Below are 24018 nucleotides of genomic sequence, written 5' to 3' on the forward strand. Positions count from 1 at the left end.
CGATTATGTAACGTGTTTGAATTTTGAAGGCAGAAACGAGAGTGACGACATGACTTATCAGCGTTCCAACTTGGAGAGGCAAGCTCTTCTAGGATGGATGATACTCATCCTCTTTTTCCTAGTTGGCTGCTCTTCCGATTCCAAGCAAGCAACATCAGAACCATTGCCCGCAGCTGCTGTGCTGAAAGGCGACGAAGTAATGATTCATATTGACGGCGGAACGATTATTCCGAATCTATCCGAACAGTTGAAAGTACCATGGAAGCAGGGCATGACTGTTGCGAATACTTTGGTTTATTCAGGACGGGTCAAGCTATCAGAAGACAAGAAGGAAATTGTGTCGGTTGGGGATGTGTCGCTCGATAACAAAATGGGCTGGGGTATACTCATTAATGACGAGCAGATTCTTTCTACGCAAGCTTTGAGCAAAAATGTGCAGCCGAGTGATACGATATTTATATTTGTAACCGAAGATGATGTTGTGACAAACGCAGCTCCGATACCGGGCATCAATCTTAGCATTGATGGCGGGACGACGGCTCCAGACATAACGAATACGTACTTAGTACGTTGGGAAGAAGGATTGAACATTGACGATTTGTTAAGCGAGTTTGCCCAAATTCAGTTATCTAAGGATGGAAATTCTGTGGATAAAATTGGTGAAATCAAGCTTGCATCGTCCGTTCAATTCCACATACATATTAACAAGAAGAGTGTGAAGCTGAAAGACCGGGCTAGCATTGACCTGAAGCAAGATGATCATGTGAAGTTTACGATAACGCCTTAAAAAAGCGAGCCTCGTACGCAGCAAGCGTACACGGTTCGCTTTTTTAATCTACCCTTAAATGCGGCATATTTCTTTCGGGCATAGTTCACAGTGACATACACCTTGTAAATGCTCCAAACTACGAATAATAATTAATCCATGTTCGTATTCGATAATCCCCTGCTTACGTAAGTCACTTAGCATCCGGTTCACGCTCTCGCGCGTGGCCCCGATCATGTTAGATAAGTCGGTGTGCGTCACTTTTTTGTTGATGAGCAGCCCGCCGTCTTCCAGTTGTTCCCCATACGTATTGGACAAACGAATCAAGGTCGAGCAAAGCGCTCCAGGTTTGCCGTACATCATGAGGTCGCGGAATTTCGTTTGCGTTAGCCGATGATGAATGCCCATCCATTTCATAAAATCAATTGAAAAATCACAATGTTGGCAAATAAGCAGTTCCAAATCTTTTTGATCAATAAGTCCGACTTCAGCTTCTTCCATCACTTCTGCCGTAAAGCTGTGCTTCATGTTGTGAAAAGGATCGACATGACCAACAAGGTCTCCTGCTTCAAACATGTACAAAATCAATTCCTTACCTTCATCCGTTGACTTCGTCATTTTGATGCGGCCGCTTTTGAGCAAAAACAGCTTATCTGACAGATCGCCCTCCCAAAAAAGATGAGACCCTTCGGGGTACGTTCGATTCTTGGCTATAGTCATTAGACGCTCGACATTCTGGTCTGAGAAACAGGACGTATTGCAATACGCTACGAATTGTTCGCTGATGATGGTCACTCCGTTCTCCTCCAAACTGTGTATTTCAATATTGAATAGCGATAAGTGGGTAACTTCCTTTGTGACTTGTTTCACTAAATCTTTCGTTACTTCTATCATGAACGTTCCCCATGATGATGTCAATTCCAATAAGGTTCAAAAATGTTTACAGATTAGCGACAAAATATATGATAAAAATCACGGTGTAAATGGGCGGAATATGAACAAAGCGCGCTATTAAGCGAAAGCGAGGTAAAAATGTGGTGTGACATATATCACATACAACGAGGGTGCATCTGGTCTACAATGAAAATGTGAAAAGATTCACAAAATAAAGCAACGCAGATTAGACTTGTGGACTATAGGCAAGGAAAGCAGCGCCGAAACATGACTTGCATGCGCAGCATTCCATAAATGGAGGCGGATAGAATGGCAGCAAAACCAGAGTTAAAGCCAACAGTGGAAAAAAAGGCAGAAAAGCATAGTGTGGAGCAGCATATTCAACAACTCATTGATCGTGCAAAAAAAGCGCAAGCAGCAATGATGGGCATGGATCAAGAGCAAGTCGACCGCGTCGTTCAGCAAATGGCGCTTGCGGGCCTTGATCAACATATGCATCTGGCGAAAATGGCGGTTGAGGAAACAGGCCGCGGTGTGTACGAAGATAAAATCACGAAAAATATATTTGCGACAGAGTATATATACAATGATATGAAATACGACAAAACGGTCGGAGTCATTGAAGATAATCCGTATGAGAGCTTTATGAAAATTGCGGAGCCGGTCGGCATTGTGATGGGGGTTACACCTGTTACAAACCCGACGTCTACAACGATGTTTAAAGCGCTCATTTCCATAAAAACGCGCAATCCGATTATATTCGCCTTTCATCCATCGGCGCAGCGCTGTAGCGCGGAAGCGGCACGAGTGTTGGCAGAGGCGGCCGTACAGTACGGAGCGCCTGAACATTGTGTGCAGTGGATTGAAATGCCGTCCATGGAAGCGACGAATGGCTTGATGAATCATCCAGACGTAGCGCTCATTTTAGCGACAGGCGGAGCGGGCATGGTGCGTGCGGCTTATAGTTGTGGCAAGCCTGCGCTAGGCGTAGGGCCGGGGAACGTCCCTTGCTTTATTGAAAAGACAGCGAACATCGAGCAGGCAGTTACCGATCTCATCTTATCGAAAACGTTCGATAACGGTATGATTTGTGCGTCTGAGCAAGCGGTTATTATCGAGGAGCCGATCTTTAATGAAGTAAAGGCTTTTATGCAGCGGAATGGATGCTATTTCTTAACACCAGAAGAAGCGGGTAAGCTGCAAGGCTCCGCGATGAAAGCAGACACATGTGCCGTCAATCCGACGATTGTTGGGCAATCTGCTCGTAAGATTGCAGAGATGGCAGGCATCACCGTACCGGAAAACACCAAAATACTCGTTGCCGAGTTGGACGGCGTTGGTCCGAAATATCCGCTCTCTGCCGAGAAGCTTAGTCCTGTGCTAGCGTGCTATAAGGTGAAAACGGCTGAAGCAGGCATTGAGCGTGCGGCGCAAGTGGTCGCGTTTGGCGGAATGGGGCACTCATCGGTCATTCACTCGAACGATGAGGATGTCATTAATCGGTTTGCGGAACGATTGCAAACAGGGCGCATACTAGTCAATTCGCCGTCCACGCATGGCGCGATTGGGGATCTGTACAATACGAACATCCCGTCGCTAACGTTGGGCTGCGGATCTTATGGACGCAACTCAACATCAGCGAACGTGTCGGCAGTTAATTTGCTCAATATTAAACGGGTGGCGAAGCGGACAGTGAACATGCAATGGTTTAAAGTGCCGAACAAAATTTATTTTGAAAAGGGCTCCACGCAATATTTAGCGAAAATGCCGGACATTAGCCGCATTATGATCGTAACCGATGAGATGATGGTGAAGCTCGGTTATGTCGAGAAAGTGGAGTATTATTTGCGCCAGCGTCGTCAGCCGGTTGCCATCGAAGTGTTCTCGAACGTAGAACCCGATCCTTCTACAGAGACGGTGCGCCGCGGTACGGAAATGATGGCTAGCTTCCAGCCAGACTGTATTATCGCTTTAGGCGGCGGTTCGCCGATGGATGCGGCGAAGGCGATGTGGTTGTTCTACGAGTATCCAGACACCGATTTCAACAATTTGAAGCAAAAGTTCTTGGATATTCGCAAGCGGACGTATAAGTATCCGAAGCTGGGCCAAAAAGCGAAGTTCGTCGCGATTCCGACGACGTCGGGTACGGGTTCTGAGGTGACTTCGTTTGCGGTTATTACCGATAAGGAAAAAGGAAACACCAAATACCCGCTGGCAGACTATGAGCTCACGCCAGATGTGGCGATTGTTGATCCTGAGTTCGTGTACAGCCTGCCTAAGACGGCTGTTGCCGACACGGGCATGGACGTACTGACTCATGCGATTGAATCGTACGTGTCGGTTATGGCGAGCGATTACACGGACGGATTGGCCATTAAAGCGATTCAACTCGTCTTCGAGCATTTGTTACCATCGTACAAAGAAGCATGTCCGAAGGCGCGCGAAAAAATGCACAATGCGTCTACGCTTGCAGGTATGGCGTTCGCGAATGCCTTCCTCGGCATTAACCATAGCTTGGCGCATAAATGGGGGGCGCAATATCACACGGCACATGGACGTACCAATGCCATTTTGCTGCCGCATGTTATTCGCTACAACGCGAAGCAGCCGACGAAGTTCGCTGCGTTTCCGAAATACGACCACTTTGTGGCGGACGTGCGTTATGCGGAAATCGCACGCATGCTAGGATTGCCAGCCCGCACGACAGAAGAAGGCGTCAATAGCTTAATTGACGCGATTCGCAAGCTGAACCGTGAGCTGGGCATACCTGAATCGTTCCAAGCGATTGGCTTTGACAGCAAAGACTTTGAAGCGAGGGTCGAATATTTGGCTGACCGCGCCTTCGAGGATCAATGTACGACCGCGAATCCGAAGCTACCGCTTGTGAGCGAACTGGCGGATGTTTACCGCAACGCATTTTACGGTCGCTTTGAGTAGTATCGCACAGGAGGAGTAAGAGGTCGAGAGGTCGCCCCATGATGGGGCGACCTCTTTGCTTCCCGCTCACGCTCGGCATTTCCCCGACATAATCGGCGTTCCTCAGCAAAATGGTGTTTTTGCCTTTTATACACTCAATACTTACTAGCTCATAGTAGAACCGTTACTAATATGGCTAACTGTCATCTGATTTCCGTTTGAAATCATCGTTGTCCAAGCCGCCAACAGCTTTAAAGGCGTCCATCACATGGCGCATCGCTTTCTTCTCTGCTGCTGTAATCGTGCGATCAACGTGAAGACTACGGCCCTTATAACGCATAATAGCCTTTTTGGACGAAATAATGGCATGGATCATATCTAAATCCATATACCAACTTACTGGGCTATCATATTGCTCCCACGGCACGCCGCTTTGATCTACAATTTCTACAAAATTATAATTTCTTTTTACCTCTTCAGGCACGACGGAAATACTGAAATACTTGCCATCAGCCCGAATTTCGACTTCATCAAGTCCGACAGTCATCGAACCGCTATGCTGTATTCGCGTATACAGTTCATATGCACGATCCTTATCCCGCTTTAAAAAGAAAAGATGGATACTATTTTTAGCCGCAGATGTAGGTGAGGACTTATCTTGATACGATGTATATCCAGTAACCTCATCAACCATTTTTTTCATTTTAGATGTCGCAATCGCTAGAGCCTGTTTAAGGCCATTGTCCAATTTGTGCGTAATAGCTGCAATTTGTTTGGTCTCTTTCGTTCCAGGAAATAATTGCTCGGCTAAGCTTTTGAGCTCTTTAAGCCTCGTTAAATCTTTTTGGTCATATCGAGTAAGCGCTTCTTGAAGTAGTTCGGGCTTGGTCGTTTTGTACTTTTGCAGCTCTTTTTTTAAAGCTTCGTTCTCTTGGCGCAACCTATTCAGCTCTTTCCAATCCAGCACACTTGCATTTGACGAATTACAACCGTACAAGCTAAATGTTGTTACAATCATACAGGCTATTAAAATGGATTTTCGTGCGTGTCTCATCTTTTCGTTAGCAGCCCCCAACATTTTGGTCTCTTCTTCAATTATACCATTATTTAACTTGTTGATAGGTGTAATGATAGGAAGTCATTGGAGCGCGTTCAGCTTCATTTTAATGTGATAAAAATCACATAAATAGCAGCCGCAATGAAGTACAATAAATATGAAACAAGAGACACACACATATTAGTGAAAATAGTCACAAATAAAAGTGGTTTTACGCGACTCAGCGATTGTTTCAATAAGGCAACTAAAACTAAACAGATACAAGATACTGGAGGGATTAGGATGTCGGTAAAAGAGAGAACAGAGCAAATGAATACGAGTACAGCTTGGCGTGGATTTGAAGCAGGAAAGTGGCAAACGCATGTTGATGTGCGTGATTTTATCGAGACCAATATGAACGCCTATGAAGGTGACGAAAACTTTCTAGTGGGCGCGACTACGAATACGAAGCAGCTATGGGAAGTTGTCAGCCGTTTGTCCCGTGAAGAACGTGAGCGCGGTGGAGTATGGGATGTGGATGTCCACAATCCGTCGACGATCGTATCTCATCAGCCCGGGTATCTGGATCAGGACAAGGAGAAAATCGTCGGTGTGCAGACTGATGCACCTTTCCGACGTTCGGTTCAGCCGCTTGGCGGAATTAAAATGATGATTGATGCTTGCAAAGCGTATGGCTTTGAAATGCCAGATGAAGTCATCAGTATGTTTACCGATGTACGCAAAACGCACAATCAAGGCGTATTTGATGCTTATACATCGGAGATGCGCTTAGCACGCAAGGCGGGTATTATTACAGGTTTGCCGGATGCATATGGCCGCGGTCGCATTATTGGTGATTATCGACGGGCAGCACTGTATGGGGTTAACTTTTTAATAGAGGAAAAAAAAGAACAACTGCTGCTGTTAGAAGTGGACGTAATTGATGAGCAGGTCATTCGCGAGCGGGAGGAACTATCCGAGCAAATTCGTGCTTTGGCTGAGTTAAAGCTGATGGCGAAAATGCACGGTTACGACATTTCCACTCCCGCAACGAACGCGCGTGAGGCGTTCCAATGGTTGTACTTTGCTTATTTAGCTGCAATTAAAGAGCAGAATGGTGCCGCGATGTCACTTGGCCGCGTGTCTTCGTTCTTAGATATATATGTGGAGCGTGATTTGCAAGAGGGTACGTTGACAGAAGCAGAGGCACAGGAACTGGTCGATCATTTTGTCATGAAGCTACGCATCGTCAAATTTTTACGCACACCTGACTACAATCAGTTGTTCAGCGGGGATCCAACTTGGGTTACAGAGTCAATTGGCGGAATGTCCGTCGACGGTAAGAGTCGCGTAACGAAGAGCAGTTTCCGCTTTTTGCACACATTGTACAACTTGGGTCCGGCACCAGAGCCGAACTTGACCGTGCTATGGTCGACAAAGCTGCCGGAAGCTTTTAAAACGTATTGCGCGCGCGTGTCGATTGAAACGAGTTCCATTCAATACGAGAACGATGATCTCATGCGCCCGTTTTTCGGTGATGACTACGGCATTGCATGTTGCGTATCAGCGATGCGAATCGGCAAGCAAATGCAATTTTTCGGTGCTCGTGCCAATTTGGCAAAATGTTTGTTGTACGCGATAAATGGGGGGAAAGATGAGCAACTTGGCATTCAGGTCGGCCCAGAGCTACCGCCGATTATGAGCGAAGTGTTGTCCTATGATGAAGTGACGAAGCGGTTCAAGCAGATGATGGAATGGCTAGCGAAGCTGTACATGAATACGCTGAACGTCATTCATTTTATGCACGATAAATATTGCTATGAGCGTATCGAAATGGCGTTGCACGACCGAGAAATATTGCGAACGATGGCATGTGGCATCGCGGGGCTGTCGGTCGTTGCGGACTCGCTAAGCGCGATAAAATACGCGCAAGTGAAGCCGATACGCAATGAGCAAGGCATTGCGGTTGATTTTGAAATCGAAGGCGAGTTCCCCTGCTACGGCAACAATGATGAACGTGTAGACAGCATTGCGGTCGAGCTGGTGGAATCGTTTATGAATATGATTCGCAAGCACAAACCTTATCGCAACGCGGTCCCAACGCAATCTGTACTAACGATTACGTCGAACGTTGTATACGGCAAAAAGACAGGCACAACACCAGATGGCCGCAAAGCGGGTGAGCCGTTTGCCCCGGGGGCAAACCCGATGCATGGGCGTGACAAGAAGGGGGCCTTGGCATCGTTAAGCTCGGTTGCGAAGCTACCCTACGAGCACAGCTTGGATGGCATCTCCAACACGTTCTCGATCGTGCCGAAGGCGCTTGGCAAAGAACTTACGACACGTAAAGCGAATCTCGTCGCGATGATGGACGGCTATTTCGGCAGCGGCGCACATCACTTGAACGTAAACGTATTCGACCGCGAGCAGTTGCTCGATGCCATGGAACATCCAGAGCAATATCCGCAGCTCACGATTCGCGTATCCGGCTATGCGGTCAACTTCATTAAGCTGTCACGTGAACAGCAATTGGATGTTATTAACCGTACGTTCCACGGCGCGATGTAACGAGATGTAACTCGACTTAATGTGGTGTAACGCAATGTAACACGATTTAACGTGATATATAGCACGATGTATTGGATGTGTATGTGAATAAGGACAAGAAAGGGGCGCTGCTTGCCTTACATGGATGCACTTAAAGGTGCCATCATGTAAGGAGGGGCGTCCTTCTTGCTTGGCAGAGCCGGAGAGAAGAAAGGGACGTGATTCATATGTCAGTTCAACACAGTAAATTAAGCGGGCGCATTCATTCTATTGAAACGTTTGGCACGGTTGATGGGCCAGGCATTCGATTTATTTTGTTTATGCAAGGGTGTGCACTTAAATGCCAATATTGCCATAACCGCGACACGTGGAGCCTTACCGCAGGCAAAGAAATGTCGATGGCGGAAGTCGTTGCTGAAATGGAGCCTTACTTGGCATATTATCGCGCTTCTGGTGGAGGGTTGACCGTGTCCGGTGGTGAGCCCACACTGCAAGCTCAGTTTGTTCAAGAACTATTTCGTGAAGTTAAAACACGCTGGAATATGCATACGACATTAGATACAAACGGCGTAAATGAAGCAATGAGGCTTGAGTCTTTGTTTGAAGTGACCGATTTAATATTGTTAGATATTAAACATATAAATACCGAAAAACATATCCATTTGACAGGTGTGTCAAACTTGCGCACGCTCGAAACGGCGCGTTATTTGTCGGAACGCGGAAAGAAGATGTGGATCCGTCATGTTGTTGTTCCAGGCATTAATGACGATAGTGAAGATTTATTTCAGTTAGGGCGCTTTATTGGCACATTAAATGGGGTGGAAAAAGTGGAGCTGCTGCCTTATCATCAGATGGGGGTATATAAGTGGGAGCAATTGGGCGAAGTGTACCCACTGGCAGGTGTAGCGTCACCTAATGCTGAACAAATGGTACGTGCACAGCAGCTTATTGAGCAAGGACGACAGGCAGCGGAGCATATGATCTGAACGATTATTGAAATATCATTTTATAGATAGATTGAAACAGTATTTCATCGGAATGGATGGAATGCTGTTTTTTTATACAATTCAATAATTACTTCAAAAACTTACAATCGTTTTGGCTCGATCGGTGTCGAAAGGGTGTATTATTTTGTTCCTGAAGTATTTATTAGAGAATTTTACCCCTCCATTGTTGAAATGTCGTCCTTACGAGGACAAAGGGTGCATCTTATAATGAAAGCGTATCAACTTTCAACATTCATTAGGAGGGGTCTTCATGAAGAAAGGTTTGGTCATGATGTTGTCGCTTCTCTTTATCGCTACCACAGCACTTGCTGGTTGTGGCGCTAAAGGCGGCGAATCAACTGCAGGCGAGCAAAAGCCAGCAGATCAAAAAGTAGAGAAAAGTAACGAGCCAGTTGAGTTATTGCTTCGCCACACTCAATTAGGTGAGCCTAAGAAAAATCGTTTTGCAATCTTGCAGGACGTCGTAAAGAAAACAGAACAAGATGTTCCTGGCTTGAAAATCAAGCTTGACGGTGTTGATTCCGACGTTAACCGTAACGAAAAGCTGCGCGGCGAGATGGTAAACAACCAAGCGCCTGACATTTTCGATGCATTCGGTAGCCCGGACGTAGGTGTTTATGCGAAAGAAGGTCAAGTGCTCGATTTGACTCCAATCTTGAAAGATTTGGGCTTGGAGAATTCCTTTACTTCGTTGACACCTTGGACACATGATGGCAAGATTTACGGTTTGCCAATCGGTGGTTCCATCGAAGGTTACTTCTACAACAAGAAGTACTTCGCGGAAAAAGGCTTGCAAGCTCCGAAGACGATTGCTGAGTTAGACGCACTCGCGGCAAAAATCAAAGCTGACGGTAAAATTCCGTTTGCACAATCGTCCAAAGAAGCTTGGGTACCTTTGATGACAACGAACAACCTGTGGGCGTACACAGCAGGTCATGAAGCTGCATTTGGCTTTGCTAAAGGCACAGCGAAATGGAACGACCCTAAAATGGTTGAAGCATTCAAAGTTCACCAAGATTGGGTGAAAAAAGGCTACTTCAAAAAAGGCGAGCTCGGCTTGGACTATGCTGCAATGCGTAACCAAATGTCGACTGGCGAAGCAGTAATGATGTTTGACGGTTCTTGGGCAACTTCCGTATTTAACGATAAGGCTCAAGCAGGTGATGCACACGGTAACATCGGATTTTTCTTGATGCCTCCATTCACAGCTGGAGAAGGGTATAGCATCATGCAAGATTCCAACAACGGCTATGCGTTCTCTGCAAAAGTAGCAGAAGATCCACGTAAGCTTGAAGCAGTAAAAACATTTATTAAGAACTTGTACAATGAAGAAACACAACTTCGTGGCTTGAAAGAAGATGGCGTATTGCCTTCGATGAAGATTGAGCAAGCGAAGCTTGATGCAGCAGCAGACACTGATTTGATGAAACAAATCTTAGGAACGTTGAAAGATGTTAAGTATACATGGCCAGCATTTGATGCACTTATCCAAGCGGATGTAACGACTGATTTGCGTAACGGCATTCAGAAGATCATCGGTGGCGAAGTTGAGCCTCAAGCTATGCTCGACCAATTGCAAAAAGCACAAGAAGAAGCGAACAAAGCTCAGTAATTTTGCAATATAACACTACCCGCCCTCCGTGGGTGGGTGGTGTTTCTTTTAAAATATAGAGTCTGTACATTCGTGGAAGGAGACTTTCTCGATAGGAGACTTTCTTGAAGGGCGACTTTCGCGAAATATGGAACGGACGGAGGGAAATCATGAATAAAACGATAAGACAGCCTGTAGTTTATGCGTTATTTTTACTACCAGTGCTCATACTGTTTATTGCCTTTTTCATTTATCCCGTACTGAACTCGTTGTATTACAGCTTTACGAGTTGGAACGGAATTTCCAAAAACGTAAAATTTATCGGTTTAGACAACTACGCCAAAGCGATGAGTGACCCGGAGTTTTGGAATTCGGTTAAGAACAATGGATTCTTCATTATGTTCTCATGCTTTATCCAAGTTCCATTAATTATTTTCTTCTCCTTGCTCATCTCCAATGTCAAGCGTTTGAGAGGTTTGTACAAGACAGCGGTATTTATGCCGTCTGTTATGTCTACTGCGGTAATCGGTATTTTGTGGGGCTTTATTTATGAGCCGGATTTCGGTTTATTGAACAATTTATTAGGAGCTTTCGGTATCGAAAAAATTTACTGGCTGTCGGATAAGAAATGGGCCATGTTGTCCATTTTGATCACGAACGCTTGGCAGTGGACTGGCTTCTATATTGTCATGGTGTTAGCTGCAATCTTGTCTATTCCAAAAGATTTGGACGAAGCGGCGATGATTGACGGCGCTACAGGCATTCAGCGTGCGTTCAGCATTACGATTCCATTAATTATGCCTATTATTTCGGTCGTTACGATGCTCTCCATTGCGGGAGCGATGAAAGCAGCCGATATTATCCTCGTTATGACTAAAGGTGGACCAGCAGGTTCGACCAACGTAATGGCAACTTACATGCTTGAAAATTCAATTAGAAGCTTTAAATACGGCTTCGGTAACAGTATCGCCGTACTCATCTTTGTATTTACGTTAATTATTACTGCACTGTACCAGGTTCTGGTTGCACGTCGTGCCGAAGGGGTTGAATACTGATGAATTCATTGAAGAAAAGCACACCTCACTTCTTTTTAATGGGCTATCTTCTCATCATCTTGTATCCATTCTTGTTCGTCCTGTTCTCATCTGTAAAGGCGGACAACGGTGCGATTGCGAGCAATCCGTTCGGATTCCCTACGGAATTCGTATGGAGTAACTATGTGGAAGCTTGGGTCAACGCGAATATTAGCACTTACTTTACGAACAGCTTTATTATTGCAACAGCAGGCTCGATTACAACGATTATTATTGCATCGATGGCCGCTTTTGCGATTACGCGGATGCGTTTCCGTAAATTGAGTCCAATCGTATTTCAATTTATTTTGCTTGGTTTGCTCATTCCGAGCAACGCGCTCATTTTGCCGATTTACGGTTTAGTGCGCGATCTGAACATTTTAGATACTCACTGGGCGTTGTTTATTCCGTACGTTGCAGGTGCCATTCCATTCTCGGTTATTATTTTAGCTGCATTTATGAAGCAATTGCCGACAGAGCTGGAAGAAGCAGCTGTTATTGACGGGCTGAATGCTCCAGGAATATTTATACGGATTATGCTGCCACTGACAGTTCCGGCGATGGTTACGGTGTTTATCGTCAACTTCTTAGGTAACTGGAACGAGTTCTTGTTGGCGAACTACTTTATTTCTTCGGACGAGCTGAAGACATTGCCGGTAGGTATGGTCGGATTCCGCGACTCCTATAACACCAACTATGCGCAAATGTCCGCTGGTATCGTGTATAGCGTCGTTCCGGTTATGGTCATTTACGCTATCCTGCAAGAAAAAATTATCGAAGGATTGACGGCAGGAAGCGTCAAAGGCTAAAGTTGATTTACAAGCATGAGAACAAAGGGGTAGTGAGAAGCAATGAATTTACGTTATAAATTGTTTGCGGGATTCGTGGCACTCATCATTATCCCTTTGTTTTTATTAGGTTCGATTACTTTTTTCATTACCTTCAATCTATTAGAACAAAAATATAGTCAGCAAGCAGAGTTTTCATTGCGTGCCATCGCACTCAATATCGAACACGTCTTCAATGAAATCGACAATATCACCGATAATGGAATTGGAAGCAACTTGTTTCAAGTTGCGCTAAGCTCGCCAGAGCCGACGAGCCAAGACTTCACCAACATGGAAGACTTGAATAGTAGTACGAAAAAAATAGATCCATTAGAAACGATGTTTCCCCCTCTCGAGCAAAAAAAATCGACTGTGTTGACAGGTTCAGATTATATTTTGCATAACGAGAAGCAACAAAATTTTAGAAGGTTGCTATTTAACCATCGTTCAATTAGCTTTGCCTATTTATACAACTTTAAAAAAGATGCACAATCCGAGTATGTTTCCATTTTTTCAAAAGAAAATTTCTCACCGATGCCGTTTAAGCAATTTAAGGAGCATCATATCTATGAAGAGATCGTTGCTTCAAAAGGAAAGTCCAAATGGCTCGGCCCAAATGAATATCCCGAAATAACAGGGAATGACCAAGTATTTACGCAACTTCGCGTTGTGAAAAACTTAAATACAATGAAAAATATCGGGATGTCTGTGATTCAAATTAAAAACTGGGATATTGAAGATATATTCGATAGTTTTCGTTCGGCTGACCCGAGCGGACAACATCGTTTTTTCTTGCTGAACAATAACGGACAAGTGTTGTTTGATACGTACAAGCAAGCGACTGGGCATAACGTGAAGAACTATCTGGATCAGCCGCTCGTATTTAAAGATGGTTTCCATAGTTTCAAAGGGAATTTCGCTGGCGATGAAAGTGTCGTGTCCATGCATAAGTTGGATGAATTCGGCTGGCACCTTGTGTCGGTGCGCTCTTGGAATTCACTTTCCAGAGAGATGATGGTGTTTATCCAGTGGATATCGGTCATTATGCTGCTTTGTATTTTAGGGGCATTTTTGTACAATTTGCTGTTTATGAACCGTATTACGCGTAACATTACTCGTATCGTTCGCTTTATGCGTCGGGTTGAAGAAGGCGATTTGCATGCTCGTGTTGTTGAGGAAGGAAATGATGAGCTGCGATTGCTGTCCAAAGGATTTAACAGCCTAATCGACCGCGTTAATGGCTTACTTAATCAAGTGAAACTTGAGCAAGAACAGAAGAACAAAGCCGAAATGCGCGTGTTGCAGGCTCAAATTAAACCTCACTTTTTGTTCAATACCTTAGAATCGATTAACGTATTGGCGATCCAGAATGAGGGGCGTAAAGTGAGTCAAATGGTTCTTCGACTAGGCAACATTTTGCGAATTAGTATTCAAGATAAAGAGGAAGTTACGGTTCGCCAAGAGCTGGACTACTTGCGCAGCTATTTAGAAATACAGAAGTTCCGTTTCGAGGAGCTATTTAATTTTGAAATTGATGTTCCGGAAGAGATCATGCATTGCAAAATTATTAAGCTAACGCTGCAACCGTTAGTGGAAAACAGCATTCAGCACGGTTTTAACGGAATTACACATACAGGCTGGATTCGTATTTCAGCTCACGAAGATGAGGAACGAATTTTTGTAACAGTAGAGGATAACGGGCTAGGAATGTCGAACGAACAATTGAAAAGATTTCAATATATGCTATCAGATGATCAGCATAGTTTAGTACCGTTGGCAGATGAGGCGTACAATACGGAGCGGCGTGGGTTAGGGGTGCGCAGTGTTGCGGATCGAATCCGAATCCAGTACGGTTCCAGATATGGCTTGTTCATCTGTTCAGCACAAAATGAAGGCACTATTATTCAGTGCACTATTCCGAAATACGAGCAGGGTGAAATGTATGAACGTGAAGGCGCTTCTCATTGATGATGAAGTCCATATCTTAAACAACTTGAAGATAGTGCTTCCTTGGGAAGAAATGCAAATAGACATCGTCGGCACGGCCAGAAATGGGGCAGAAGGATTAGATTTTGTACGTCAGCACGAGCCGGACATTATTTTATGCGATATTCGGATGCCTGTGATGGACGGCATGGAATTTTTGCGTCAAGCTCGTAAAATGGGCTGTGAGTCGGAAATTTTAATGCTGACGGGCTATCAGGAATTTGAATACGCGAGAATTGCTTTGCAGCATGGTGTTCGAGATTATATTTCGAAGCCTATCAATTATGAAGAATTGGAAGATACGGTACGCAAAGTTGCCGACATTGTTCGTTCTCGGAAGTTGGAAAAGACGATGGCCGAACGACGTTGGGGCAAAGTCATTAGTCTGGCGTACGAGAAGATGATGTTTGATGTGTTGATGGGCTTCACTTCAGGCAATTCAAGCTACTTTGTTGTGGATGACGATCATCAAGCAGACCAACTTGTGTATAGTTTGCTGCTTATTGACTTGGACGGCTATGCGCAAAGAACGGTAACATGGAGCGAAAACGAGCGGCGATTATGGAATTTTGCGGTACGGAATGTATTGCAGGACGCAATCAACAACGATTGGTTGAAGTATGCGGTACTGCAAATGCGTGAAGGCGAATGGTGCATTTTGCTGCAATTTTACAAAGATCGATTCACCGTCAGCGCTCAAGACGTCTCCGCATGGGCTGCAGCCATTCAACAAGCGGTACGAGAGCATGTGAAGCTTACTGTAAGTGTGGCTTGGGATATAGGGCCGATTCCGATGACGAGTCTGTCTCATACGTACAAGCGCTTGCAGCGTGTGTTACTTCTGCATGCTGACAACGAGCAACTCGTGCCTGTAGATGAAAGTTCGACCGCGCGTCAAGCTGCATCTGTGTCTCAGTGGCACTTGGTGGAAGAGATTGTCTCTGGCATGAAGCAAAATGATAAGACGAAAGTAGAACGCGGTTTGCAGGAGCTACAAGCGAGCTTGCTTCATATTTCTGAGCAGTCGCTTGTACGTGCCGAAAAGTTTTTGCACTACGTGATCATTCATTTGCTGCGTGAAATGCGGGAGCTTGAGCTGCTTAGTACCGCTGAAGAAGAAGCGATGTGGGACAAATTACAGCACAGCGTCAGTGTCAAGGATTTAGTGAACGTCATTTCACAGCTTGTGCACCACACGAAAGAACATGCGCTGAACAAAAAATCGAGTGAGCTGCTAATGATTTCAGCTCGCGACTATATTCAGCGCAACTTAGGCTCTGATATTGGCATTGATGAAATTGCCGATTATTTAGGGATTAGCTGCAGCTACTTTAGTCTGCTGTTTAAAAATCATTTTGGCGAAACATTCGTGGAATACGTGACCAAACAGCGGATGGAGCTGGCGAAGTCGCTACTGACGATGACGGATAAAAGTGTCACCCAAATCGGTAACATGGTTGGTTATTCCGAGCGTCGCTATTTTACGAAAGTGTTTCAGAAGTATGCAGGGATGACGCCATCGGAATTTAGGGAAAAGCATGCCCCTATTGAGCGATAGCAAATGAGCAACAATACAACGATGTAAGCAACAGGGGAATTAGACAGCAAGACGATGCCATAAGCGAGGATGGGATGGAGACATGGACAGACTGCAAATGAGCTTGGAGCAAAAAATCGGACAAATGGTAATGGTGGGCTTTAAAACACCGACAGTATCGACAGACATTACGACGCTATTGGAAAAGTATCATGTTGGCGGCATTATTTACTTCCGTCGCAACGTGGAAAGTAAGGAGCAGGTAGCGCAGCTTTCACGCGAACTGCAAACCATTTCCCGTAAGCAGACCGAAGTTCCACTCTTTATTTGTATTGACCAAGAGGGGGGCATGGTTGCCCGCATCGATTGGGATGATATTACGCTCATTCCAGGTAATATGGCCATAGGCGCAACAAGAAATGAGCAGCTTGCTTATGAAGCGGCGCGCATTTGTGGCGAAGAGCTGTTGCGCATGGGTATCAATATGAACTTTGCACCGAGTGTGGACGTGAACAACAATCCGTTAAATCCAGTCATTGGCGTACGTTCCTATGGGGAAAATGCTGAGCTTGTGTCTAAGATGGGTGTGGCGCAAATTAACGGTTTGCAAGTGAGCAATGTAGCAGCAACTGCGAAACATTTCCCAGGCCATGGGGATACAGCTGTAGACTCTCACCATGGGCTTGCAGCCGTGCCACACGATGAAGCACGTCTGATGTCGCTTGAGCTGGCGCCATTTATTTCGGCTATCGAAGCTGGCGTAGATAGCATCATGACGGCGCATGTCATGTTCCCTGCGTTTGAGCCGGAGCAAATTCCGGCTACGTTGTCTCGTCGCGTGTTGACCGATCTACTGCGCGACCGTCTTGGCTTCGATGGTGTTATTGTAACGGACTGCTTAGAAATGCATGCCATTTCTAAAGAGTGCGGCATTGCTGAAGGTGCTGTTAAATCGGTGGAAGCTGGCGCTGATCTCGTATTGGTCAGCCATACGTTTGCAGAGCAAGTTGCCGCGATTGAAGCGCTCGTCGCAGCTGTACGCAGCGGCCGCATCAGCGAAGCGCAAGTTGACGCATCTGTTGATCGTTTATTGGCTCTCAAAGCGAAGCGCCGTATGGAACAGATCGAGGAAGTGGAAGCAGACTTTGCAAGCCAATTCGGCACACCAAGCTCTAAAGCAGTCGTTGACGACATTTATGCCAAAAGTATTACGCTGGTCAAGGACGAAGCGCAGCTTCCGCTTGCGCACAACGAACCAACGTTAGTCATATGGCCCGAAGTTCGTGAGCGTACTGAAGTGGATGAGCCGATTGTGCAGGCTTATACACTTGCAACTGCGCTGGCGCCACATCTTGGCCAAGTTGAGGAATTACGAATTGGTACGTATCCGAAGGCAGATGAAGTGGCGAAAGTGGTAGAGTATGCGGCATCGTTCCGTCAAGTCGTGATCGTCACGTACAACGCGGTTTCCCTGCTGCATGAAGGTCAAGTTAGCATAGTTGAACAGTTGGCGGCGGATGCTAGTAAACGCGTCGTCGTTGCTTCGACACGCAATCCGTACGATCTCAATCAATTCCCTAATGTGAAGACGTACGTGTGCGCTTATGAAAATCGTCCGGCGACGATGAAAGCGTTAGCTGACGTGCTCGTCGGCGTAGCACCTGCGATAGGGAAGCTACCTGTAACGATTTCGGAGCAGTATGCTTTTGATCATGGAACGCTTGTGAAATCGTAATTTCGCACGGTTTAACGCAATTGAACGGACATCGAGTAAAGGACCTGCACCTATCAGTGTGATGCAGGTCCTTTTTGATGTAAATCAATGGCCTGTAAAATGGTTGAAGCTGTACGATTTTGGTTAAATACGAAAGGTAATAATTTCATTGTAATTCACTAGGTTCGTTGTGTTGTCTTATTTTGTATATGAAAAAAGTCACATCTGTTCACTTTATTAGGTAAAAATATTCGCAAAATTTAGAAACTTTTTGCTAGGATCGGCGTCTATTAAAGTGTTCATTGTAGAAAAAAGTACCAATGAAAAAAATAACATCGATGGATGAGGAGTAGGGCACAACATGAAAGCTTGGAAACGAATGCTAGTCATCTGTTTGGCTACCGTACAATTTGCAGTTATCATTCCTGTTGCAGCAGCCGAACAAACCAATCAACCCCCAACAGAACAAACGCAAGCTGAAAGTTTGACAACAGACACGGAGCAATCACTTGCGCAAAAGGCCGCTGACAAGAAGGTCGCAGTAAAGAAATCACCAGCAGACTTGCTCAGGGAACAAATGATGCTATTTGACTATTCCGTGCATGGAAAAGATGTACTCGTGCTCATTGCAAATAGCCCGTTGATGTTCCATAACGGCTTTGAATACCAGGCCACGCAGCCAATGACAGTCGAAAAAGGCGTCACGTACATTGCACTGCGCTCGCTAGTTGACCGTATAGGGTTTAAACTATCGAAAGACCCCAAGACGAAGGAAACGATTGTTTCCAATGGTCAGACTGAAGTTCGATACAAAACTGGAAGCAGCTATTACCGTTTGAACGGTAAAGCCGTGAAGATGAGCGGCAAACCTATTGTCAAAAAGGGCACATTCATGGTTCCGATCTTGCCGGCACTTACCGCGCTACAAATTCCGTATACATTAGACCCTGCGAATAAGCGCACGATTGTTCGCTTGGACTCGCCTCCGGTTGCAAAATTTAGCGTCAACGAGCAAAAAATTTATGCAGGCCAGACGAGAGTTTCCATCACGAACGATTCCTATTCCTTACGGGGACATCAGATCGTAGAAGAAGAATGGGTTGGCTTGCAAGAATACTATGAGCAACCAGGATCGTATACGATCTCACTGAAAGTTATGGATGTACAGGGTGAATGGAGTCAGGCGCATTCCGAGACGATTACGGTACTGCCGCCAAATGAGGCGCCTACCGCACAGTTTAATACGGATAAAGATACGTACAAAATGGGTGAGCTCATTCGTTATCAGAACTACAGTAGCGACCCTGAAAATGATTTGAAATCAGAAGAATGGACGAATAAACAGCCAGCATTTTTTACAGCGGGACCGAAGACGATTAAGTTAAAAGTGACGGACGGTTTTGGGGCAAGCCACGAAGTTGAGCAGACCATTACGATTACCGAAGAGACGAAGTATACAGCCAATGAGTTTAATATTGCGCATACGGAAGTCGGGGAAGTATATCCCGTTACAGGCTCCATATTGGCGATGGAACTGCTGAAGCCGGAATCGACATCTGCACCTCGGGTACTCTTACGTTCGAACAGTCCAGAATCGGTCAAAGAGGAAGGCGTTCTGTACGCGGATAAAGTGACCGGTGGCGCTCGTATTTTAATGCATCATCAAAATGAGTCCGATAAGAACCTGAAAGTTTATGTGACGCTCAAAAACGTATCCGATACGCCTGCTAGTGTCAAAGTAGAGCGAGCAGGCTGGGCAGGTCCGAGCAACGCACCACAACAGACAGGTAAAATGGCTCTAGTGCGCTACTTTGATTCGCACTCGCAGCAAGCTAACGAGCAAAGTGTTGTATTGCAGCCAGGTGAGTCGCGTGTGTTCCTGAAAGAAATGTCTGACCGTGCGATGAAGAAGAGCGAAGTGTATACCCTTTATGCTGACTTTTATGCCGATACAACGGTTGAATATAGCATTATCGCACTTGATGAGAAAAAAGATATCATTAAAGAGTTGCCAAATATTAAAATACTGCACTCTGACGGAGTTCATATTCGCGGCACGTTTATCGATGCTGATCGCAATTTTAACGTGAAGGAACTTCTCGGTGAGAAGCATAGTCGACTGCTGTTTGCTGATGGAGAGCAAGATCCGAATGTAACAGGCAACGATATGATCGATACTATTTTCAACGTTAATAAAGGCAACAAAGGCGTACTTTATCGTGTGACATTAGATAGAGTTGCCCCAAACACGTTAATTTCCTTTAACTCACGAAGCGGAACCTATGCGGGCGCATTGCTTGTGAACGGAATAACGGTGCACACGCCAAATAATGGTTTGCTGAAAAGTACGGATGATGCAAGTGTCGTATATCGCACGGGTAATAACGAAGAACGTCTAGAAATATGGTTCGTGCCAGCATCAGGCAGTAACTTGCCAGTTAATCTTATATTTACGCCAGTTCCTAAGCCGCGCTCATAGCGGACGGTTATAGCCACCTTCTATTATAGTACGCTCCTAAGTAAAATTTGGGGTGATAGAGGTGGCTATTTACTTTTGTATAGCAACTTTTTTATACTAGTAACGTCTATTACTATAGCTTAACCAAAAATGATAATGAATGGTTTTACAAGCACACACGCCAATGGAACATACTTGTCCTAGCGAAATAGAGCAACTTAGAGGAATGAGGAGAAAGACGACATCATGAAATATTGGAAAAGAATGTTGATTGGCTGTTTAGCTGCTGTACAGTTTACCGCTTTTTTGCCGTCTGCTTATGCAGAAATGAATCTATCACCGATTGAACAACCTGCTTTGGAGCAGAAGGATAAGCAGGAGCAGAACGATCAAACGGGGCATACTGTGAACGAATCAAACGAATCAAATGCACAAAATGAACAACAACGCGATCAGACTTCGGAAAATCAAACTTTGGAAAACGAGCTGGGGAACGTCTCCGAACGTGATGATATGTTAAATATGAACGTAGGTTCTGGTACAGGTACACTCCTGTCAAAGGATGAGCAGTTTAGACGTTCAATGGAAGAAAAAATGAAAAATTTTGACTATGCCACTCATGGCAACGATGTTCTCGTACTCATCGCCAATAGCAATTTAATGTTTCACAACGGTGTTGCCTATAAATCTCCACAGCCGATTACGGTGAAAAAGGGAGTTTCTTATATTGCGCTGCGCTCCCTAGTTGAGCGTTTTGGCCTGAGTGTTAATTTTGATAATAAAACGAAAGAAACGATTATTTCAAATGGTGGCAGTGAGCTGCGTTACAAAGCGAATACAAGCTACTATCGTGTGGACGGTAAATCAACACGGATGAGCGGTAGTTCATACATTCAAAACGGCACGTTTATGGTACCGATAACATCGGCGATGAAGTCTTTTAATATGCCGTATCAATGGGATAATGTCAACAAACGAATCATTGTACGCTTAGATGCTCCGCCTGTGGCGAAGTTCAACGTCGTTGAAAAGCAAATTTACGCGGGTCAGACAAGAGTCACTGTGAACAATGAATCGTATTCACCACGCGGACGCCAAATTATCGAAGAGCAATGGGAGGGTCTGCAAGATTACTATGAAGATCCAGGCACCTATGTTGTATCGCTGCGGGTGTTGGATGATCAAGGTGAATGGAGTAATACCCATTCGGTAACGATCAACGTGCTGCCGCCAAATCAGGCGCCAATTGCTGAGTTCCGTACCGATAAGACGACTTATAAAATGGGCGAAATTATTCGCTATGAAGATATAAGTAGAGATCCAGAGAACGACATCGCCAAGCGAGAGTGGGCGAACAACGAGCCGGCGTTCTTTACACCAGGTCCACAGACCATTACGTTAAAAGTAACAGATGGGTTTGGTGCGACACACGAAGTAGAGCATACGATCATCATTTCCGAAGAAACTTTGTATACGGTCGATGAGTTCAGCCACGTTCATACATCGATCGGGGAAAAATATGCATTCCGTGCCTCCATTAAAGACTTAGCCGTAGTTAAGCCAGAGGTTAGCGAGACAGCGCGCGCGTTATATCGTGCGAACAGCCCAGAGTCTATCGTCGAAGACGGCATTTTGTATACGGATAACGTTGCTGGCGGTGCTCGTATTTTGATGCATCATAAAAATGCCAAGAATACGAACATAAAGCTTTACATTATGGTAAAAAACATTTCGGATCGTCCTGCTACTGTGCAAGTGGAACGTTCTGGTTGGGCCGGACCAAGTACTTATCCGCAGCAAACGGGTAAAATGGCAGCCGTGCGTTACTTTGAGTCGTTTGCCGCAAATGCTAATGTGTCTGAGACGACATTGCAGCCTAACGAAACACGAATGCTAGTTCCAGACGTTAGCCAGCGTGCGTTGAAGCCACAAGAAATTTATACGCTTTATGCAGATTTCTATTCTGACACTACCGTGGAATACTCTGTTGTGGCGTTAGATGAGAGCAAAAATGTGGTGAAAGAACTACCGAAGCTGAAGAAGCTCAAATCGGACGGTGTTCACATTCGTGGTACGTTCGAAAATGCGGATCGCAATTTTGCCGTAAAAGAGGTCGTTGGAGACAAGCCTAGCAGATTGTTGTTTGCTGACAAAGTTAACGACCCTTATATTAAAGGATCAGATATGATCGATTACGTTGATCAAGTGAATGCGGGCAACTATGGCGTCTTATATCGTGTGATGTTGGAGCGTGTTGCTCCGAATACATTGATCTCCTTCAATTCACGTGGCGGATCGTATTCGGGTGCGATGCTCGTAAACGGTCAGGTCATTCATACGCCGAACCACGGTATTTTGAATGGTCCGAATGAGGCGAGCGTTGTGTACCGCACAGGTAATCATGAAGAGCGGGTCGAGCTTTGGTTCACTCCAGCGGCAGGTAACAATATGCCTGTAAACCTTGTGTTCACGCCGCTACCTAAACCGCGCTCCTAATGCGTTCAATGAGGTAACATGAAATAGCGAGTAACATTAAATAACAACAGTCACCTTTCTCTCTTGGTAAGAAGCGACATGCTTCTACTCATTCCTATAGGGATGAAGGGTGGCTTTTTAATTGTATATCTTATTTCATTTTATTCATAAAACGGTTTGACTTTGCAGCGTCAAATCAAGCATTATTATAGTAGGAAATTTAGGGGGGATAGTAGTTGCTGACTACGGAACAAATTCTCGATAAAATGGCGGATCAAGGGCTGCGCATTACCGAGCAGAGGCGTACGCTCGCGAAGCTATTTGCCGAGACGGAAGGGTTTCTATCGCCTAAAGATGTAACGGAATATATGGGAAAACGTTATGCAGGCTTAAGTTTTGATACCGTTTACCGCAACTTGCGTGTGATGCATGAGTTGGGGGTGTTGGAACAAATTGTTTTTGAAGATGGCATGAAATTCCGTGCTCATTGTTCAGAGAATCGTCATCATCATCATATGATTTGTTTGCATTGTGAGAAGACGTATCCGATACATTTTTGCCCCATGCCGCTAACGGATGTTCCCGATAACTTTCGTGTCGTCAAGCATAAGTTTGAGGTGTTTGGTTATTGCCAAGCTTGCCAAGTGATAGAGAACGATTTAAGTATGAACGGTGCAAGCACCGTCGGTGAGCAGATTTGAGCAAGCAATTAGAAGGTGGGCGCACGAGAGGTTTGACGAGAGTGTTTCAAGGACCGGTGCGATTTTATCGTAGATTTATTTCACCCTTAAAACCGCCGACTTGTCGCTTCTATCCGACGTGCTCTGCCTATGCTCTAGAGGCATTAGAAATACACGGTCCGTTGAAAGGCTCGTGGTTAACGGTGAAACGAATTGCGAAGTGTCATCCCTTCCATCGTGGAGGAATTGACAAAGTTCCTCCGCGGAATCCGCGTAAGAAGTAACGGTGCGGTTAACTTGACATCGGATGATACGTAAGCTATATTGAGCATATCTGCAAACTTATATATCCTTTTTCCGAAGAACGGATGAGTAGGATCGTTTTGAGCCATTACAGAGAGCCGGGGGAGCTGGAAACCGGTATGGAGCGACATCCGAATATGGTCCTGGAGGAACTGGACGTGAGCGTGCACAGAGGGCCTTATATTTGTTAGGCATCTCATGTACGTAA

General features: G+C 45.2%; 16 protein-coding genes. 14 read left to right on the top strand and 2 right to left on the bottom strand.

From position 1 onward, the window contains the following. Nucleotides 1–49 precede the first annotated feature (49 nt). A complete protein-coding gene (locus tag KIK04_RS19670; RefSeq protein ID WP_232275280.1) occupies nucleotides 50–787 on the top strand; it encodes a hypothetical protein in 738 nt (245 codons plus the stop codon). A gap of 54 nt (nucleotides 788–841) precedes the next feature. Here KIK04_RS19670 and KIK04_RS19675 read toward each other — a convergent pair whose 3' ends face one another. Continuing rightward, nucleotides 842–1660: a Crp/Fnr family transcriptional regulator gene (locus tag KIK04_RS19675; RefSeq protein WP_232275281.1), complete on the bottom strand. Its 819-nt coding sequence runs from the start codon at nucleotides 1658–1660 to the stop codon at nucleotides 842–844. A 309-nt stretch (nucleotides 1661–1969) separates the two neighbouring features. Here KIK04_RS19675 and adhE point away from each other — a divergent pair, with 309 nt between their 5' ends. After that, on the top strand, nucleotides 1970–4597 hold the full coding sequence (gene adhE, locus KIK04_RS19680) for a bifunctional acetaldehyde-CoA/alcohol dehydrogenase (protein ID WP_232275282.1): 2628 nt from the start codon (nucleotides 1970–1972) through the stop codon (nucleotides 4595–4597). Nucleotides 4598–4772: 175 nt separating this feature from the next. Here adhE and KIK04_RS19685 read toward each other — a convergent pair whose 3' ends face one another. Further along, complete coding sequence (locus KIK04_RS19685; RefSeq protein ID WP_232275283.1) at nucleotides 4773–5594, bottom strand: MreC domain-containing protein; 822 nt, start codon at nucleotides 5592–5594, stop codon at nucleotides 4773–4775. Between the two features lie 321 nt (nucleotides 5595–5915). Between KIK04_RS19685 and pflB the strand changes: the two genes are divergently transcribed. From pflB to yidD, 12 genes are all read left to right on the top strand, one after another. Beyond that, complete coding sequence (pflB, locus tag KIK04_RS19690; protein ID WP_232275284.1) at nucleotides 5916–8180, top strand: formate C-acetyltransferase; 2265 nt, start codon at nucleotides 5916–5918, stop codon at nucleotides 8178–8180. 206 nt (nucleotides 8181–8386) lie between these two features. Further along, on the top strand, nucleotides 8387–9145 hold the full coding sequence (gene pflA / locus KIK04_RS19695) for a pyruvate formate-lyase-activating protein (RefSeq protein WP_232275285.1): 759 nt from the start codon (nucleotides 8387–8389) through the stop codon (nucleotides 9143–9145). 271 nt (nucleotides 9146–9416) lie between these two features. After that, nucleotides 9417–10778, top strand: a complete 1362-nt coding sequence (locus tag KIK04_RS19700; protein WP_232275286.1) for an ABC transporter substrate-binding protein — start codon at nucleotides 9417–9419, stop codon at nucleotides 10776–10778. A gap of 149 nt (nucleotides 10779–10927) precedes the next feature. Further along, a complete protein-coding gene (locus KIK04_RS19705) occupies nucleotides 10928–11812 on the top strand; it encodes a carbohydrate ABC transporter permease (RefSeq protein WP_232275287.1) in 885 nt (294 codons plus the stop codon). Next, a complete protein-coding gene (locus KIK04_RS19710) occupies nucleotides 11812–12639 on the top strand; it encodes a carbohydrate ABC transporter permease (RefSeq protein WP_232275288.1) in 828 nt (275 codons plus the stop codon). The genes KIK04_RS19705 and KIK04_RS19710 overlap by 1 nt, the downstream gene beginning before the upstream one ends. Nucleotides 12640–12681: 42 nt before the next feature. Further along, the gene (locus KIK04_RS19715) at nucleotides 12682–14625 is read left to right on the top strand and encodes a sensor histidine kinase (RefSeq protein ID WP_232275289.1); all 1944 of its coding nucleotides are present in this window, start codon (nucleotides 12682–12684) and stop codon (nucleotides 14623–14625) included. After that, nucleotides 14600–16201, top strand: coding sequence for a response regulator transcription factor (locus tag KIK04_RS19720; protein ID WP_232275290.1), 1602 nt, complete (start codon nucleotides 14600–14602; stop codon nucleotides 16199–16201). Before KIK04_RS19715 ends, KIK04_RS19720 begins: the two co-directional genes overlap by 26 nt. Nucleotides 16202–16283: 82 nt before the next feature. Further along, nucleotides 16284–17915: a beta-N-acetylhexosaminidase gene (gene nagZ / locus KIK04_RS19725; RefSeq protein ID WP_232275291.1), complete on the top strand. Its 1632-nt coding sequence runs from the start codon at nucleotides 16284–16286 to the stop codon at nucleotides 17913–17915. A gap of 340 nt (nucleotides 17916–18255) precedes the next feature. After that, nucleotides 18256–20373: a copper amine oxidase N-terminal domain-containing protein gene (locus tag KIK04_RS19730; protein ID WP_232275292.1), complete on the top strand. Its 2118-nt coding sequence runs from the start codon at nucleotides 18256–18258 to the stop codon at nucleotides 20371–20373. A 225-nt stretch (nucleotides 20374–20598) separates the two neighbouring features. Next, nucleotides 20599–22848, top strand: a complete 2250-nt coding sequence (locus tag KIK04_RS19735; RefSeq protein WP_232275293.1) for a stalk domain-containing protein — start codon at nucleotides 20599–20601, stop codon at nucleotides 22846–22848. Nucleotides 22849–23063: 215 nt separating this feature from the next. Beyond that, on the top strand, nucleotides 23064–23528 hold the full coding sequence (locus KIK04_RS19740) for a Fur family transcriptional regulator (RefSeq protein ID WP_232275294.1): 465 nt from the start codon (nucleotides 23064–23066) through the stop codon (nucleotides 23526–23528). Between the two features lie 32 nt (nucleotides 23529–23560). Then, on the top strand, nucleotides 23561–23791 hold the full coding sequence (gene yidD / locus KIK04_RS19745; RefSeq protein ID WP_232278825.1) for a membrane protein insertion efficiency factor YidD: 231 nt from the start codon (nucleotides 23561–23563) through the stop codon (nucleotides 23789–23791). Nucleotides 23792–24018: the final 227 nt, after the last annotated feature.

It is taken from the genome of Paenibacillus sp. 481 (assembly GCF_021223605.1).
Taxonomy (GTDB): domain Bacteria; phylum Bacillota; class Bacilli; order Paenibacillales; family Paenibacillaceae; genus Paenibacillus_B.